The 17078-nt window shown below is 32.3% G+C and carries 14 protein-coding genes and 1 tRNA gene; all 15 read left to right on the forward strand.

The window, feature by feature from the left end; translation table 11 throughout:
- Positions 1–14: 14 nt before the first annotated feature.
- The 15 genes from rapZ to HLK68_RS07015 all read left to right on the forward strand — a co-directional run bounded on the left by rapZ (position 15) and on the right by HLK68_RS07015 (position 17007).
- Positions 15–884 (forward strand): RNase adapter RapZ, encoded by an 870-nt coding sequence (gene rapZ, locus HLK68_RS06945; RefSeq protein WP_006785192.1) that lies wholly within the window; start codon positions 15–17, stop codon positions 882–884.
- Between the two features lie 14 nt (positions 885–898).
- Entirely contained in the window at positions 899–1879 is a 981-nt protein-coding gene (locus HLK68_RS06950; protein ID WP_006785193.1) for a gluconeogenesis factor YvcK family protein, read from the forward strand.
- Between the two features lie 5 nt (positions 1880–1884).
- Positions 1885–2856 carry a DNA-binding protein WhiA gene (whiA, locus tag HLK68_RS06955; protein ID WP_132942554.1) on the forward strand — a complete coding sequence of 324 codons (972 nt, stop codon included), beginning with the start codon at positions 1885–1887 and terminating at the stop codon, positions 2854–2856.
- A 243-nt stretch (positions 2857–3099) separates the two neighbouring features.
- Positions 3100–4641 (forward strand): 2,3-bisphosphoglycerate-independent phosphoglycerate mutase, encoded by a 1542-nt coding sequence (gpmI, locus tag HLK68_RS06960; protein WP_006785195.1) that lies wholly within the window; start codon positions 3100–3102, stop codon positions 4639–4641.
- Between the two features lie 301 nt (positions 4642–4942).
- Positions 4943–5016: transfer RNA gene (locus HLK68_RS06965), tRNA-Thr, on the forward strand.
- Positions 5017–5300: 284 nt separating this feature from the next.
- Positions 5301–6590: a phosphopyruvate hydratase gene (gene eno, locus HLK68_RS06970; RefSeq protein WP_006785196.1), complete on the forward strand. Its 1290-nt coding sequence runs from the start codon at positions 5301–5303 to the stop codon at positions 6588–6590.
- A gap of 486 nt (positions 6591–7076) precedes the next feature.
- Complete coding sequence (locus HLK68_RS06975; protein WP_006785197.1) at positions 7077–8189, forward strand: AI-2E family transporter; 1113 nt, start codon at positions 7077–7079, stop codon at positions 8187–8189.
- Between the two features lie 227 nt (positions 8190–8416).
- On the forward strand, positions 8417–9391 hold the full coding sequence (locus HLK68_RS06980) for a sodium:calcium antiporter (protein WP_055164611.1): 975 nt from the start codon (positions 8417–8419) through the stop codon (positions 9389–9391).
- A 58-nt stretch (positions 9392–9449) separates the two neighbouring features.
- Positions 9450–9680, forward strand: coding sequence for a preprotein translocase subunit SecG (gene secG / locus HLK68_RS06985; protein ID WP_009606382.1), 231 nt, complete (start codon positions 9450–9452; stop codon positions 9678–9680).
- Between the two features lie 192 nt (positions 9681–9872).
- Positions 9873–12218: a ribonuclease R gene (gene rnr, locus HLK68_RS06990; protein WP_006785200.1), complete on the forward strand. Its 2346-nt coding sequence runs from the start codon at positions 9873–9875 to the stop codon at positions 12216–12218.
- Positions 12219–12254: 36 nt separating this feature from the next.
- The gene (locus HLK68_RS06995) at positions 12255–13745 is read left to right on the forward strand and encodes a CapA family protein (RefSeq protein ID WP_006785201.1); all 1491 of its coding nucleotides are present in this window, start codon (positions 12255–12257) and stop codon (positions 13743–13745) included.
- A gap of 26 nt (positions 13746–13771) precedes the next feature.
- Complete coding sequence (gene smpB, locus HLK68_RS07000; RefSeq protein WP_006785202.1) at positions 13772–14239, forward strand: SsrA-binding protein SmpB; 468 nt, start codon at positions 13772–13774, stop codon at positions 14237–14239.
- A gap of 99 nt (positions 14240–14338) precedes the next feature.
- Positions 14339–15790 (forward strand): phytoene desaturase family protein, encoded by a 1452-nt coding sequence (locus HLK68_RS07005; protein WP_006785203.1) that lies wholly within the window; start codon positions 14339–14341, stop codon positions 15788–15790.
- Between the two features lie 116 nt (positions 15791–15906).
- On the forward strand, positions 15907–16308 hold the full coding sequence (locus HLK68_RS07010) for a hypothetical protein (protein WP_006785204.1): 402 nt from the start codon (positions 15907–15909) through the stop codon (positions 16306–16308).
- 171 nt (positions 16309–16479) lie between these two features.
- Positions 16480–17007, forward strand: a complete 528-nt coding sequence (locus HLK68_RS07015) for a DUF4358 domain-containing protein (RefSeq protein ID WP_006785205.1) — start codon at positions 16480–16482, stop codon at positions 17005–17007.
- The last annotated feature ends 71 nt before the right edge of the window (positions 17008–17078 follow it).

Here is a 17078-nt window from a genome sequence, read left to right on the forward strand (position 1 = left end):
AGAAGGGTGTCATAGTGAAAAAGATTAACTTATTAATTGTCACGGGAATGAGTGGAGCAGGAAAAAGTGTCGTACTGAATAGTCTAGAGGACGTAGGATATCATTGTATTGATAATTTTCCACCTATTTTATTGCCTAAATTAACAGATTTAATTTTGGGTACGAGTGAGCAATCAGTAAATTTAGCCGTTGTGATTGACTTAAGATCACTTGATTTTAACTCAATTGACGAGATGCTTTATTTCTTACAAGATAGTCATTTTGTTAATGTCCATGTTTTATACTTAGATGCAGATGATGCAACATTAGTAAAACGCTATAAAGAAACTCGAAGAACACACCCATTATCACGAGATACAAATTTATTAGATGGAATTGATAAAGAGCGAGAGTTGTTAAAGCCAATTCGAGATATTTCAGATGTTACAATTGATACAACGGGTCTAGCTGCTAAAGATTTAAAACAGCAGATTATTACAAAGTTTGGGGATTTGGATTCAGATTATTTTAGCGTCACATTCATGTCATTTGGATTTAAACATGGAACACCGATTGATACAGATATTATGTTTGATGTACGTTTTTTGCCAAATCCATTTTACATTGAAACATTACGTCCACAAACAGGACTTGATGATGGAGTTTATGAGTATGTGATGAGTTTTGAGGAGACAACAACCTTCTTAGCTAAATTAGTAGATTTATTACAATTTTTAATTCCTAAATATAAGGCTGAAGGAAAATCACAAGTGATCATTGGGATTGGATGTACTGGAGGTCAACACCGTTCAGTTGCAATTGCTGAATACTTGGCGCACGCTTTTGAAAATGATTATAAAACCAATTCAAAACACCGTGATATCCACCGAGCACATAAAAAATAAGGGGGCCTAAAATAATGGCAGAGTATGATTTAAGGGTAGCGGTAATCGGGGGTGGAACCGGGTTATCTACAATATTAAGAGGATTAAAGCGTTATCCAATCGATATTACAGCGATTGTAACAGTTGCCGATGATGGAGGAAGCTCTGGAAGTTTAAGAAGTGATTTTGATGTTCCACCACCAGGAGATATTCGAAATGTTCTAGTGGCATTATCGGAAGTAGAACCACTAGTGCAAGAACTATTTCAATATCGTTTTAAAGGTGAAACAGAATTAGCAGGTCATCCAACAGGAAATCTTTTAATTGCTGCAATGACAAATATCACAGGGGATTTTGCATCAGCGGTTCAAAAGTTAAGTGAAGTTTTAAAAGTTCGAGGAACAGTATTACCAGTAAGTAACACCCCGTTATGCTTGTGTGCTGAGTATGATGATGGTACAATCATTCAAGGCGAATCACTCATTCCTGTTGAAGATAAGAAAATTAAACGTGTCTATTATACAAATCCAGATGAGCCAGCACTAGATGAAGCTGTTGAAGCTATCATGGAGGCAGACTTAGTTCTTTTAGGCCCTGGAAGTTTGTATACAAGTATTATTCCTAACCTTTTGTTAAAACAAATAGCTGATGCAGTTGTTAAAACGGAAGCTCAGTGTGTCTATTGTTGTAATATTATGACCCAGCCAGGGGAAACAACAGGTATGACGGCTTCTGATCATGTTCGTGTTATTGAAGAACATGTAGGATGTCATATTATCGATAAGATTATTGTAAATGATGAAAGTGTTGACGATAGTACTTATGAACGCTATACACATCAAAATTCTGATATGGTTGTCATTGACGAAGAGGTATTAGAAAACATGAATATAGATGTTATTAAGAGCCGATTAGTTTCTTATAATAACGTAGGAGAAGTGCGCCATAATACTAAGAAAGTAGCAGCAACTATTTTCTCATTATTATTAGACATCGAAGAACAAAGGGAGGGGTGATTATTATGTCATTCGCTTCTGAAACAAAAAAAGAGTTAGTTCAAATTCAGTCAGATGATTGTTGTGCAAAAGCCGAATTGTCTGCTTTAATTCGAATGAATGGTGTGATTTCTTTATCGAATAAAGGATTAGTTTTAGACTTTGCAACAGAGAATGCGGCAATTGCAAGACGAACGCTACAGTTAATTAAACAGCTCTTTGATACAGAGGTCGATTTATTATCACGAAAAAAAATGCAATTAAAAAAGAATAATGTCTATATTATTCGAATTAAAAAAAATGCTAGAGATATTGCAACAGAATTAGGGATTATGTCTGAAAGTGTTGGATTTGTTCTTGGAATTGCAAAAGATTTAGTAGAATATGATTGTTGTAAACGTGCGTATATGCGTGGTGCTTTTTTAGCGGGAGGATCAGTTAATAATCCAGAAACATCATCGTATCACTTTGAAATTTCTACATTAGATCAAGAACTAGCAGAAGATTTAAAAGATTTAGCTAATGTTTTTAATTTAAATGCTCGTGTTTTACAGCGTAAAAAGGGATATATTATGTATATTAAAGAAGCTGAGAAGATCAGTGATTTTTTAAGAGTGATTGAGGCTTATAATGCAGTCTTGAATTTTGAAGATGTTCGTATCTTTAGGGATATTAGAAATTCAGAAAATCGTTTGAATAATTGTGAAATTGCAAATGAAACTAAAACGATTGTGGCGGCTCAACGTCAAATTGATAATATTGAATTAATTGATTTTGTATATGGAATTGATTCATTACCAGAGAGATTACAACATGTAGCTAAATTGCGTTTAGAATTTCCTGAAGAAAATTTGAATTATTTAAGCGATATTTCAAATGAAAGAGGATTTAAATTAACGAAATCTGGGATTAATCATCGTATGCGTAAATTAGCTGAAATGGCTGAAGAAATTCGTGACAATCAAAAGAAACGTTTATTAGAAGAAAATCAAGATTAAAGCGAGATGATGAGTATCTATCGTTTTGAAATAGTAGAACAAACGTGAACCTTATTTATGACTATATGGCATAAATAAGGTTTTTTTATGTTAAATCAAATTTAAGTTGAGTATGATTTTAAATGAATGATAGATAATAAAGAGGATTGAAAACAAATTAACAACCGCTTACATTCTGATAATCTTGTACTTATAAATTAAAGTTTAGTATACTATAGATAGATAATTTAAGGAGGAAACAATATGACTAAAAAACCTGTAGCATTAATCATTTTAGACGGATTTGGTTTACGTGATGAAACTGCTGGGAATGCAGTTAAAGCGGCTAAAATGCCAAACTTAGATCGTTTATTCCATACATATCCTCATAACACTTTAGAAGCTTCTGGATTAGGAGTTGGTTTACCAGAAGGACAAATGGGGAACTCAGAAGTAGGACACTTAAACTTAGGTGCAGGACGCATCGTTTACCAATCATTAACTCGTATTAACTTAGCGGTTAAAAATGGTGAATTAAATACTGACGCAACAATTGCAGAAGGTGTTAAACATGCTTTAGAGAATAACAAAAAAATTCACGTAATGGGATTATTATCACCTGGTGGAATCCATTCACATAATGAACATATGTATGCATTAGTTGAAGCTGCAAAAGCTCAAGGTGCAAAAGAAGTTTATGTTCATGCATTTTTAGATGGACGTGATACAGCTCCTAAATCTGCATTAGAATATGTTGAGGCATTAGAAGCAAAATTAGCTGAAATCGGAATGGGGAAAGTTGCGACTGTTTCAGGACGTTACTACTCAATGGACCGCGATAAAAACTATGATCGTACACAATTAGCTTACGATGCTATGACTCAAGGAACTGGAGAAAAATTCGAATCAGCTAAAGCTGGTGTAGAGGCTTCTTACAAAAATGATATTTTAGATGAATTCGTTGCTCCTTTTGTTGTTGATGAAAATGGATTAATTCAAGATGGAGATACAGTCATTTTTGCCAACTTCCGTCCTGACCGTGCACAACAAATCGCAATCGCGTTATCTAACCCAGAAAATGTTGCAAACTATGCAAAAGAAGGTAAACCAGCATTAGATTCATCAAAAGGGCCAAAAGATGTATACTTTATTTCAATGATGTCTTACGGAAGTGCTGTAAATGGGCCAGTTGTATTCCCATTACAAGACTTAGCTAATACTTATGGAGATGTTATTGCAGCAAATGGATTAAAACAATTACGTATTGCTGAAACTGAAAAATATGCTCACGTTACATTCTTCTTCGATGGTGGAGTAGATAAAGAAATCGAAGGAGCAACTCGAGTTTTAATTAACTCTCCAAAAGTTGCAACTTATGATTTAAAACCAGAAATGTCTGCTTACGAAGTAGCTGATGCTTGTGTAGCTGAAATTAACAAAGATATTCATGATACAATTATTTTAAACTTCGCTAACCCAGACATGGTTGGACATACTGGAGTATTCGATGCGACAGTTAAAGCATTAGAAGCTGTTGATGAGTGCTTAGGTAAAGTTGTGGATGCAATCATCGCTAAAGGTGGAGTTGCAATTATTACAGCTGACCACGGAAATGCTGAAAAATTAGAAGATGAAAATGGTGGAGCATACACAGCTCACACATCTAATCCAGTTCCAGTTATTGTAACTAAAGAAGGAATCGAGTTACGTAACGGAGGTAACTTAGGAGATTTAGCTCCAACAATGTTACAATTATTAGGTGTTGAACAACCAGTTGAAATGACAGGAAAATCAATCATTAAATAATATTCAAAAAGACATAGCGCCTAAAAGGTGTTATGTCTTTTACTTTTTGTAAAAAAAAGTGGTATTATTTTCGGTAAATTATAATATTTATAATCGGATTCATATATACTTTCAATATATGATTGAAGTTTAATTTATAGGGAATAGGTGTGATTATTTGTAATATAAAATTCCATAATAAAGATAAAAGGTATGGATGATAAGACAAAGAAAAAAATCGACTTATTCAAGAATTAAAGAGGTAAATTTAACGTTTATATTTGAAAATGGTGGATATTTATGGTACTATATAAAAGTGGAAGCCAGGTTAGTTTAGTGGTAAAACAACGCAATGGTAATGCGTAGCCGCGAGTTCGATTCTCGCACCCGGCACCATCAAAATGGATTGAAATATATAATCTAGCTGAGAGCTAGATTTTTTTTTGTCAAATTTCTTAATTAGTGATTCATAATAATTGAAATTTTGGTCATATTAGAGATTGTATTGAAAAAAATTGAGATATTGAGGAATAATATGATGTAAGAGCTTATTTTGTTTCATTAGTATGAGCTTTAATTTACAAAAAATAGCGTTTACAACAGAAAAATATCTTTAATCTCCAAAAAAATGTATTATAATAAGAAGTGTGAAAAAATTAGAAAAAAAGGAGCTGTCATACATGCCTTATATTGTTGACGTTTATGCTCGCGAAGTATTAGACTCTCGCGGAAATCCTACTGTTGAAGTAGAAGTTACAACTGAAAGTGGATCATTCGGACGTGCTTTAGTACCATCTGGAGCTTCTACAGGAATCTACGAAGCTGTTGAGTTACGTGATGGAGATAAATCTCGTTACTTAGGAAAAGGTGTTTTAAACGCTGTTAAAAATGTTAACGACATTATCGCACCTGAATTAGTTGGTATGGATGTTACTGACCAATGTGGAATCGACCGTTTAATGATCGCTTTAGACGGAACTAAAAACAAAGGTAAATTAGGAGCTAACGCAATCTTAGGTGTATCTATGGCTGTTGCTCATGCTGCTGCTGATTTCGTTGGATTACCATTATACCGTTACTTAGGTGGATTCAACTCTAAAGAATTACCAACTCCAATGATGAACATCATCAACGGTGGAGAGCACGCTGACAACAACATCGACTTCCAAGAATTCATGATCATGCCAGTTGGAGCTCCAACATTCAAAGAAGCTATCCGTATGGGAGCTGAAGTATTCCATGCATTAAAATCAGTATTACACGGTATGGGATTAAATACAGCAGTTGGAGATGAAGGTGGATTCGCTCCAAACTTAGAATCAAACGAAGCTGCTATCAAAGTTATCTTAGAAGCTATCGAAAAAGCTGGATATGTTCCAGGTAAAGACGTAATGATCGCTATGGACGTTGCTTCTTCTGAGTTCTACAAAGATGGAAAATACGTTTTAGCTGGTGAAGGTGGAAAAGTATTCACATCTGAAGAATTATGTGACTTCTACGCTGAATTATGTGAAAAATATCCAATCATCTCAATCGAAGACGGTTTAGACCAAGACGACTGGGCTGGATGGGATTATTTAACTAAAAAAATCGGAGATAAAGTTCAATTAGTTGGAGACGATTTCTTCGTAACTAACACTGAGCGTTTAGCTGAAGGTATCGAGAAAAACGTGGCTAACTCAATCTTAATCAAAGTTAACCAAATCGGTACATTAACTGAAACTTTCGAAGCTATCGAAATGGCTAAGAAAGCTGGATACACTGCAGTTGTATCTCACCGTTCAGGAGAAACTGAAGATGCTACAATCGCTGACATCGCAGTTGCTACAAATGCTGGACAAATCAAAACAGGTTCTATGTCTCGTACAGACCGTATTGCAAAATACAACCAATTATTACGTATCGAAGATGAATTAGGACAACAAGCTGTTTACAACGGAGTTAAATCTTTCTATAACTTAAAAAAATAATTTAATTTATTAAATTAAATCGCACACGATTGTTTTTAAGTTAGGGATTTATAACCTAATTAATCATGCACATATATTGAAGCCCATCTAGGTTTAGGTAACTAAATCTAGATGGGCTTTTTTTGACAAAAAAACATTTTCAAAATAATTGTCGATTTAACAAAATATGCTAAAATATACTTATATATAAGTCTTCTATACTTAGAAAAAATGCGACCTATTAGTAGAAGATACCTTTTAAATGGGAGAGATTCCATTTGATTTTATTACACCTTTGGTGAATTAACCTTTAGACAATAGAATACTGCTTTAATAAAAATTACCATAGGATGGAATTAATCTATATAATATAGGTTCGCTAGTATTTGGTGTGAAAAACAATCCGCAACTGATAGGAAGAAATTTTTATTTCAATATACAGTTCTAGAGTGTTTAACCAGTTTAAAATTGTTAAAAATATATGACATGATTGAAAGGATGAGACAAATGAAAAAATCAGAAGAAACTTTGAATTTTAAATTGATTAATCGAGTTGTCTTATTAATTGGGATCTTAGTTGGGGTTCAGGTTATTAAAATATGTTTTCCGATTATTAAACCTGTTATTTCAGCATTAAATTTAATTATTAGCCCATTTATTATTGCGATTTCTCTAGCATATTTACTCAATCCATTAGTCGATTTCTTCTGTCGCTTACATTTTAAACGTTCATACGCGATACTTGTAACCTTTGTTTCAATTGTCGGTGGGTTATTTTATGCTATCTTTAGCTTAATTCCGTATTTAATTGTTAATATTCAAGAAGTACTTAATAGTATGCCAATGTTGATTGAAAAAGTGGAGCTTCTTATTTCTAATTTAAATCTAGATTATATTGATATTTATAAGTTTGATTTTAGTTCTCTGTTTAGTGAAAATTCAAAATTCTTTACCCTTTTTTCATCATTTTTATCACGAGCAGGTAGTTGGTTATCAAGTGCAAGTAGTAGTTTTACGATGATTATAGGGATGTTATTCCTAGTTCCTATTTTGTTATACTATATTTTAAATAACTTCTATGAACTGCGTAATCGAATTAAAAACTATTTAATAACTCACCGTCATATTCAATTTTTTAATATTTTAAAAGAATCGGAAGAAGTTGTGAGGGGATATGTGTCAGGAACATTAGCAGTATCACTTGCTTTATCGATAATTGCATCTATTTATTTTGCCTTAATTGGATTAGATAACGCGGTTGTATTTGGTGTTTTAATTGGATTTTTAAATATTATTCCTTATGTGGGACAAATTATTGGTACGATTCCAGCTGCTCTTTTTGGTTTAACAGTTTCGATTTGGACGCCAGTGTATGTCATTATCGGAGTATTAGCACTTAATTTTATTGAAGGAAACTTTATTAAACCACTTGTGTTCTCTAAAGCAGTAGACTTTCATCCAATTATTTTGTTAACACTTATTATTATTGGAGGACAAATTTTTGGGGTAATTGGGATGATTTTCATTATTCCGATTGCAGGTATTATAAAAATTATCTTACGTTATAGTAAAGACGTCTATTTTGAATACCGTAGTAAAAAAAATAATGAATTGAATTAGTTTAAAGGTCATTTCATAATCATGGAATGACCTTTTCTATATTAAAACAAAAATATATTTCACCATTATAAATGAGTCTCGGGCCTTATATATGCAAAAATAATCAAACTTCAAAAAATCATGTCTTTTCTACATATAATTGTTTAGTTAATCATAGAGTTTATAGATAAGAAATCTACTTTACCTTATGTAAATAATGAAGTAATGATTGTAGGAGGAGTTGTTAGATGGGATTGTTATTATTGCAGTATGTGGGATTATCGTTTTTAGTCGTCTTTTCATCAATTAAAATTTCAGAATGTGTAGATGAACTTGATCAGAGAACTAAACTCGGGGGAGCTTTAATAGGAGGAATTTTATTAGCTGGGGTTACATCCTTACCAGAATTGATTACAAGTATTTCATCAACAATGATGTTAAATAACCCAGATTTAGCATTCGGAAACATTCTTGGAAGTAATGCTTTTAATGTTTTTATTTTAGCGGTTGGAAATATTGTTTTTATTAAGCACATGTTATTTAATAACATAGGACGCTCTAACACGATGACAAATGTTATTAACTGTATTATTTATATTATTATTTTATTTACGTTTTTTAGTCCAACGATTACACAGGTGGGACATGTTGGAACAGCATCTATTTCTATTGCGGTGTTATATTATTTAAATTTAAAATTAGCTTCTAATTTAGAGTCTAACGACAATCAAAGTAGCGATTTGCCAAATCCATCAGAATCAATGCTTAACTTAATTTTACGCTTCGTATTCTTTGCAATTGTTATTGTGATCAGTAGTTTATTAGTTTCAATTACGACAGATAACATTGCAAGGGAGACTGGTGTTGGTTCATCTTTTGTGGGAGCAATCTTTTTAGGGGTGGCAACATCATTACCTGAGATGACTAGTTTAATTAGTTTAATTAGAATGCGTAACTATGATATTGCGGTTGGGAATATTGTTGGAAGTAACTTGTTTAATTTTGGAATTATTGCTTTGACAGATGTTTTATATTTCTCGGGTAATATCTTTGAAATTGCCGATATCTCCAATTCATTGTTAGTTTTTGTTGGCTTGGCAGAATCTATTGTATTAGCTTTTGTGTTATTTGGTATTAAGATTAAAAATAAATTTTTATACGCAATTCCTTCTGTTTTGATTATTCTAGTTTATTGTTACTATATTACGACATCCTTGAAATAATGGTTGAAATTGTATAATAGATGTGATACAGTTTTGATATATACAAGGAGGGTTTAGGATGTTTAGTTTAGGTGTTGTAGACGTATTATTTATGATTGTTTCAGTAATCCTAATTGTCTTAGTTGCATTACAAAGTTCTAAACAGGGATTAAGCGATTCATTAACAGGTGGAAATAGTGAGTTATTCAAGAATCAAAAAGAACGTGGAGCAGAAGCTTATATTGTTCGTGCAACTTATATTTGTTCAATTATTTTTATCGTTTTAGGACTAATTATTTTTATGAAATAATATACTAGCTCATATTCGAAGAATATGAGTTTTTTTAATGTCAAAATACGTAGTAGCAATAAATTATATAATATTGGTACAAACTAAACATAGGTCAAATACAAGAGAACTTTGTATTCTCGGATTCTAAAAAATGGTTAAATATTTAACCGAGTATGATAGAATAGTAGTTATGAGTTGGAGGTGTGCTATTTGCGCAATACAGTATTAGAGTTATTAGGATCAAGTCATTATGAAGCAATGACAATTGATGAGTTAGTAGATTATTTACAAATTGAAGGAACAGAAGCTTTTAAAGAATTCGTTAAATTAATGGTAGCCCTTGAAGATGAAGGGGTTGTCGTACGTTCAAAAAATGATCGTTATGATTTAGCACGTGAATTAGGTTTTTATAAAGGAATTATTTCTATTCATCCAAAAGGATTTGGGTTTGTTGAAATAGATGATATGGATGACGTTTATATTCGTAATGAAGATTTAAATGGAGCCTTACATAAAGATACGGTTTTAGTTAAAATCTTACCATCTTCTAAAGGTGATAGTTTAGAAGGAGAAATCGTTCAAGTTTTAGAACGTGGAATGAAAGAGTTTATTGGGACTTACTATGAAATTAAACAAGTAGGTTATGTTAAACCAGACAACTCACGTTATCATGCTGTTGTAGCAATTCCTAAAAATAAAAGTAAAGGGGCTGTTCGCGACCATAAAGTCCGTGTTAAGATTGTTGACTACTTAGAAAATAATGTTGTTAAAGCAGAAGTTTTAGAAATTCTTGGACATAAAAACGATCCAGGTATTGATATTTTATCTGTTGTTTATAAATATGACATTGTACCTGAATTTTCAAAGGATGCATTAGAACAAGCTGCTGCTATTCCTACGGAATTAGATGCAGACAGCTATAAAGGTCGTCGTGATTTACGTGGTGAAACCATTGTTACAATTGATGGCGATGATGCTAAAGACTTAGATGACGCTGTTCATGTAAAAATGCTTGATAATGGAAACTATTTATTAGGTGTTTCAATTGCAGACGTTTCGTATTATGTAACCGAAGGGTCTCCATTAGATCGTGATGCGTATTTTAGAGGGACTAGTGTGTATTTAGTTGACCGCGTTATCCCAATGATTCCACATCGTTTATCAAATGGAATTTGTTCATTAAATCCTCAAGTTGATCGTTTGACGATTACTTGTGAAATGGAGATTTCACCTAAAGGTGAAGTGGTTAACCATGAAATCTTCCCTTCTGTAATTAATACAACAGAACGTATGACTTATCACAATGTGAATTTGATTTTACAGGGTGAGGATCAAGAGGTTTTAAATCGTTATGAAGCGTTAGTACCAAATTTCCATCTAATGTATGAGTTATCTCAAATTCTACGTAAAGCTCGTCATGATCGTGGATCAATTGATTTTGATTTAGATGAAGCAAAAATTATTGTAGATGAGTATGGTTTTCCAACAGGTGTTGAACTTCGTGACCGTGGGATCGCAGAGCGCATTATTGAAGATTTTATGTTAGCAGCTAATGAAACAGTTGCTGAACATTTCCATTGGATGGATGTTCCATTTATTTATCGAGTTCATGAACATCCAAAACCTGAAAAATTAGAGCGTTTCTATAAGCTAGCTCGTGCTTTAGGTTATGAGATTAAAGGAACAAGAGAACATGTTCATCCAAAAGCATTGCAAATGATTACGGAAGCCGTACAAGGAAAACCTGAGCATGCTGCAATTAATACAATGATGCTTCGTTCATTACAAAAAGCAAAATATAGTGAAGAAAGTTTAGGACATTTTGGATTGGCTGCAGAGTTCTATACTCACTTTACATCACCGATTCGTCGTTACCCGGACTTAATTGTTCATCGATTAATTCGTCGATATTTGTTCGAACAGGACTTATCAAATGAGACTTTAACATATTATAATACTATTATGCCTGAAATTGGTCTTCAAACTTCAAAACGTGAGCGTGATGCAATCGATGCAGAACGTGAAGTGGAGGATATGAAAAAGGCAGAGTATATGACACAATTTATTGACGAAGAGTTTGAAGGTGTTATTTCATCTGTTACGAAATGGGGAATGTATGTCGAACTACCAAATACGGTAGAAGGGCTAGTTCATGTAAATGATTTAACAGATGATTATTATGAATTTGATGAAGATAATTTAGCATTAATTGGACGTCGTACGAAAACCATGTACAAACTTGGGGATGTTGTAAAAGTTGTTGTAGTAGCTGCAAGTAAAGAGGAAAGAACTATTGACTTCCAATTAGTTGGTATGAGTAAGAGCCGTCCTAAACGTTCATTTAAACGTATTGATACACGAGGTGCATCAGGAGCAAATGATCGAAGAAGAGATGGCAAACCTAAAACATCTTCATCATCAAATTCGAGAAATAATCGTAATAAAAAATCATCTGATCGTTTCAATGATAATAAGAAACCAAAAAGAAAAAATAATAAAGGTTCAAAAAACTTTTCGAATCAAAAAAGTAATAGTCAAAAAAAATCTAATAAATAATAGTTTGGCTAATTAGTGAAAGGGTGCAGGTAAATCATGATGAAGAAGTTAAAAGGTATTAAGTGGTTCAATGTCATTTTGTTCCTATTCGTCATGGTTGGTTTATTAGTTTTAGCTCAATTTTTTGTTCGTCCTAATATGGAAGGATGGGATGTTGAGCGTGTTTTACATTATGAAGCTGCTAATGATATAAATATTATTTATGATTATATTTATTCAGACGAAGTGGATTATGGGATCGTTGTTGATCAACAAAAATGTGAAAATGAGGAGACTTGTGATGTTAAATTAACGATATCAAAAGGAAGAGATGTCTCAAAAAACACAGAAACAGAAATTAGAGCCTACCTAGATGAATTGATTGCTACGGGATTAATTACAGCAAATGAAGTCAATTATCATGACTCAATGTACTCAAATGATGTAAAGCCTGGATTTGCAGTTTATTATGAACCAGATCCTATTAAACAGCGTATTGATATTAGCTTTTCTTTAGGACCCGAAATACGTGTCTATAAAGCTTCTATGGTTGCTGTAGGTGATATTTTACTACATGATACTGTATTTAATGATTTTAGATTAGAAGGAGATTTGTTTGATTTTTCTCCATTACTTGAAAATGTAAAATCATATATTGAACCAGCAGACTTTGCTTTTGCAAATCAAGAGTCAAATATTGGAGGTATAGAGATTGGATTATCTTCATATCCAAACTTTAATAGTCCATATGAAATTGTTCGAGATCTTGTTGGCATTGGATTCAATATGTTTTCAAGAGCTAATAATCACACATTAGATAAGGGAGAAAATGGCGTGATTTTGGCTGAATCATACTGGCAAACCTTAAATGGAATTATTTCAGCTGGATCAACTGATTCACAAGAAAAACGTGATCAAATCCCTGTGATTGAACAAAATGGAATTAGATTAGCATTACTAGCATATTCTTACGGATTTAATGGATATAGGGTTCCAGAAGATAAACCTTATTTAGCTAATGAGTTCAGTTATGAACAAGCGGAACAAGATATTCAAAAAGCTAAAGAAGTTGCAGATGTTATCGTGGTTTCAATGCATTGGGGTACTGAATATCAAGATACACCAAATGAAACACAGTTAGAACAAGCCAAGTGGCTAGCAGATCAAGGTGTAAATGTTATTTTAGGTGAACATCCTCATGTTTTACAACCTGTTGATATCTTGGTTGGACGTGATGGAAATGAAACATTAGTTGCGTATTCATTAGGTAACTTTATTTCAGGTCAAACAGGACTTGCTAAATTAGTAGGTGGAATTTTAAAGTTTGATATTATTAAAACAACGATTGGTGATGAAGTGAAAATTGAAATTTCGCAACCTCAATTAATGCCAACCTATAACTATGCTGAAAATGGAACAGTTAATTATCAATTAGTTCCATTAGTTGAATCTGATCAACGTGATTATTTTGAAACGGTTCAAGCTTTAATGGAAAATTACTCGAATGTAGTTGATGTTGTAGATTACATTACTTACGATGAAAATTAGTTGGAGAGCTTAAAGGTGGTGTAAGAATGCCAAAAGGTGTGGGATCAACGCTTGCGCAAAATAAAAAAGCAGGACATGATTATTTTATTGAAGAAACATTTGAAGCGGGAATTGTGCTGCAAGGAACTGAAATCAAATCGATTCGTGCCGGTAAAGTCAATTTAAGAGATTCATTTGTTCGTATTGATCGTAATGAAGCTTTTGTACATAATATGCACATTTCTCATTATGAACAAGGAAATCGATTTAATCATGATCCATTACGTACAAGAAAACTATTATTACACAAACGTGAAATAGCAAAATTAATTGGAACACAAAAAATGGGTGGTTATTCACTTATTCCATTAAAGTTATACATTAAAGATGGATATGCGAAATTATTATTTGGTATTGCAAAAGGGAAGAAAAATTACGATAAACGTCAAGATTTAAAGGCCAAAGATGCAAATCGTCAAATTGAAAAAGCATTGAAAGACCGTCAAAAGTATTAATTGAAAAAGACCTTGAGCTTAAGCTTGGGGTCTTTTTTGCATGATTTTTAAAAATTAACAAATAAATATAATAACAATAAACTGAGAGGCGGTTTACAGATGATTGAAGCACAAAAAAAAGTTATTATTGTTGGTGCTGGAATAGGAGGATTAGCCAGCGCTTTAAGGTTGTTAAGCAAAGGTTATGAAGTCGTCATATACGAAAAAAATGAAAGAGTCGGCGGGGTTGTAAATCAGTTTTATCAAGATGGATACACATTCGATTTGACAGCTTCTTTATCTCTAATTCCTCAAAATTTCTCGCAACTTTTTGACGATTTAAATTTAAAAAACGAGCTTGAAATGCTTTCGCCTAAGCTTTTGTATCGAGTCTTTAGCGCTAAGGGGGAAAAATTAGATTTTAGTACTAATTTGATACAGTTGACTCAAACATTAGAATCTATCTCTAAAAAAGATAGCATCGGCTATTTGAATTTGATGACAGATATTTATCAGAAATATCAACTGATTGAAGAGAATTTTTTGACTCAATCTTTTGAAAAAAAGAAAGAATTTTTTAATTTAGAAAATATGAAAAATATCTTTAAAATTCATCCTCTTCAAACGACTGAAGATTATGTCTCTCAATTTATTGAAAGTGAGATTCTTCAAAACTATTTATATTTTCAGGCAATGTATATTGGGTCATCTCCATTCGATAGTTCAAGTACATATAGCTTACTTCCAGGCGTTACTCAACTGTATGGGTTACCATACTTTAAAGGGGGAATGTACGCCTTTGTACAAAGGTTAGAGTCTTTAATTTTAAAACTGGGTGGTAAAATTTATTGTAGCCAGGAAGTAACGGAGTTAGTGACGGAAGGTAAACATGTGAAAGGGGTTAAAATAGGAGAAAAATTAGATAAAGCTGATCTTTTTTTAGTCAATTGTAATGGTTTTGAATTAAAAGATAAGTTGTTAGAAAATAAAGATAAGTTATCTTGTTCAGCCTTTATTTTATATCTTGGTATTAAAAAAGAATTACCTCAACTAAATGTTCATAATATTTATATAGGCGATGAATTTAAGAAAAATATTGAGACAGTATTCAAGGGGAATTTACCTGATAAACCATCTGTCTATATTTATTGCCCAAGTCGATTGGATTCTTCAATGGCCCCTAAAGGATGTGAATCGTTGAATATTATGATGAGGGTTCCTAATTTAACGTCACATATTTCTTGGAATGATGAAATCGTAATCCTGTTAAAACAAAAAATTTATCATATTTTAGAAGAGGTTTTAAATTGTGAGAATCTACAGCAATGGATTGAAGTGGAACAATTTTTGACGCCGAAAGATTTAGAAGAAAAGTTTGGTGAGGTTAAGGGATGTGCTTTTGGACTAGGGCATCATCTATTACAAACTAATTATTTTAGACCTCATTATCGAAGTGAAAAGTATGATAATTTATTTTTTGTTGGTGCTTCTAATCATCCTGGAACAGGGATTTCATTAGTTTTAAATAGTGCTAAGCTTGTCGTAGAAGAAATTGATAAGCATATCTTATAATTTAAAACATATAATTTTTGATGTAGACGAAATCAAGCACCAACGAGTGGTAAACTATGTTATAATAAATTAATGCCAAACCTAAAAGCATTATAAAACGGTTAAGGGGGGATTGTATGTTAAAAAGTGAAACTCTTAAAATCATCGAATTTGCTAAAGGTGAAATAAAAAAACCGGTATTGATTCGATATACGATAACAGTTGATTTAAACAGTCCAAAAGTATACGATGAAGATGCACTTAAGCTAATAGGCTCTGTCAAAACATTACCAGATAACATCTATTTAGCTGAATTTGTTTACGAAGTAACTGATTCACGTTTAACTCATCTTAACCGCCAAAAAATTACAATTAAAATAAACGAAAAAAATTATTTTACACTTGTACTAGATGATGATTTAGATATCTTCTTCTCATTGTTGAGATTATACAAAAATTATGAAGCTGAAGTAGAGGCTTATGAACAAACAATCACTCAAGGCATGTTGTTAAAAGTTTTAGAAACATATTATTCTTAATCAAAAAGAGATGAGTATTCATCTCTTTTTTTGTTAATTATTAATAATTATTTAAAATTATAATAAATAAGCTATAACTTTTGGAACAAAATAGGCAATAGGGTCGTCTAATTTAATGTAAAGAGCTAAATTTGGAATTCTATTTGAATCAAAATATTAGGAGGAACAATTATGAAAAAATTAAAGATGATGTTAATGGCTTTATTAGTAACAGTTGTAGCGGTAGGATGTAGTAATTCAAAAGAAGGAGAATCAGCTAGTAATACATCCGCGACACCTGAAGAAATCATGAATAAAATTCAAGAAACATTAGCAAGTGATTACGATATGCAACTTCAAGATGGTGTATTACCAGGATTTCAAGTGATTGATATGACAGATTCATTACAGTTAGGAATGTATGCGGATCATTTTAATACGGCAGATATTGAATCTGGATATATGTTATTACCAATGATGAATGTTAAATCTTCTTTAATTATGGTTGTAAAAGCTAAAGATGAGAAAGCATCAGAAAGTGTTAAAGATGGGTTTGAAAAAGTATTATCTGATCAAGAAGCAACATGGTCAATGTACTTACCAGATCAATATGAATTAGTTCAAGAAAACCAAATTAAACAACAAGGAAACTATTTATTATATGTAACAAGCGATGTAGCAGACAAAATTGTAAAAGTATTTGAAGAGTCAGTAAAATAATTTCTTTGAAAAAAAGATTGTTGATTGCTAAATGCTTCAACAGTCTTTTTTCTTCTTTGGGTGGTGATGAA

This window comes from Turicibacter sanguinis (assembly GCF_013046825.1).
Lineage (GTDB): Bacteria > Bacillota_I > Bacilli_A > MOL361 > Turicibacteraceae > Turicibacter > Turicibacter sanguinis.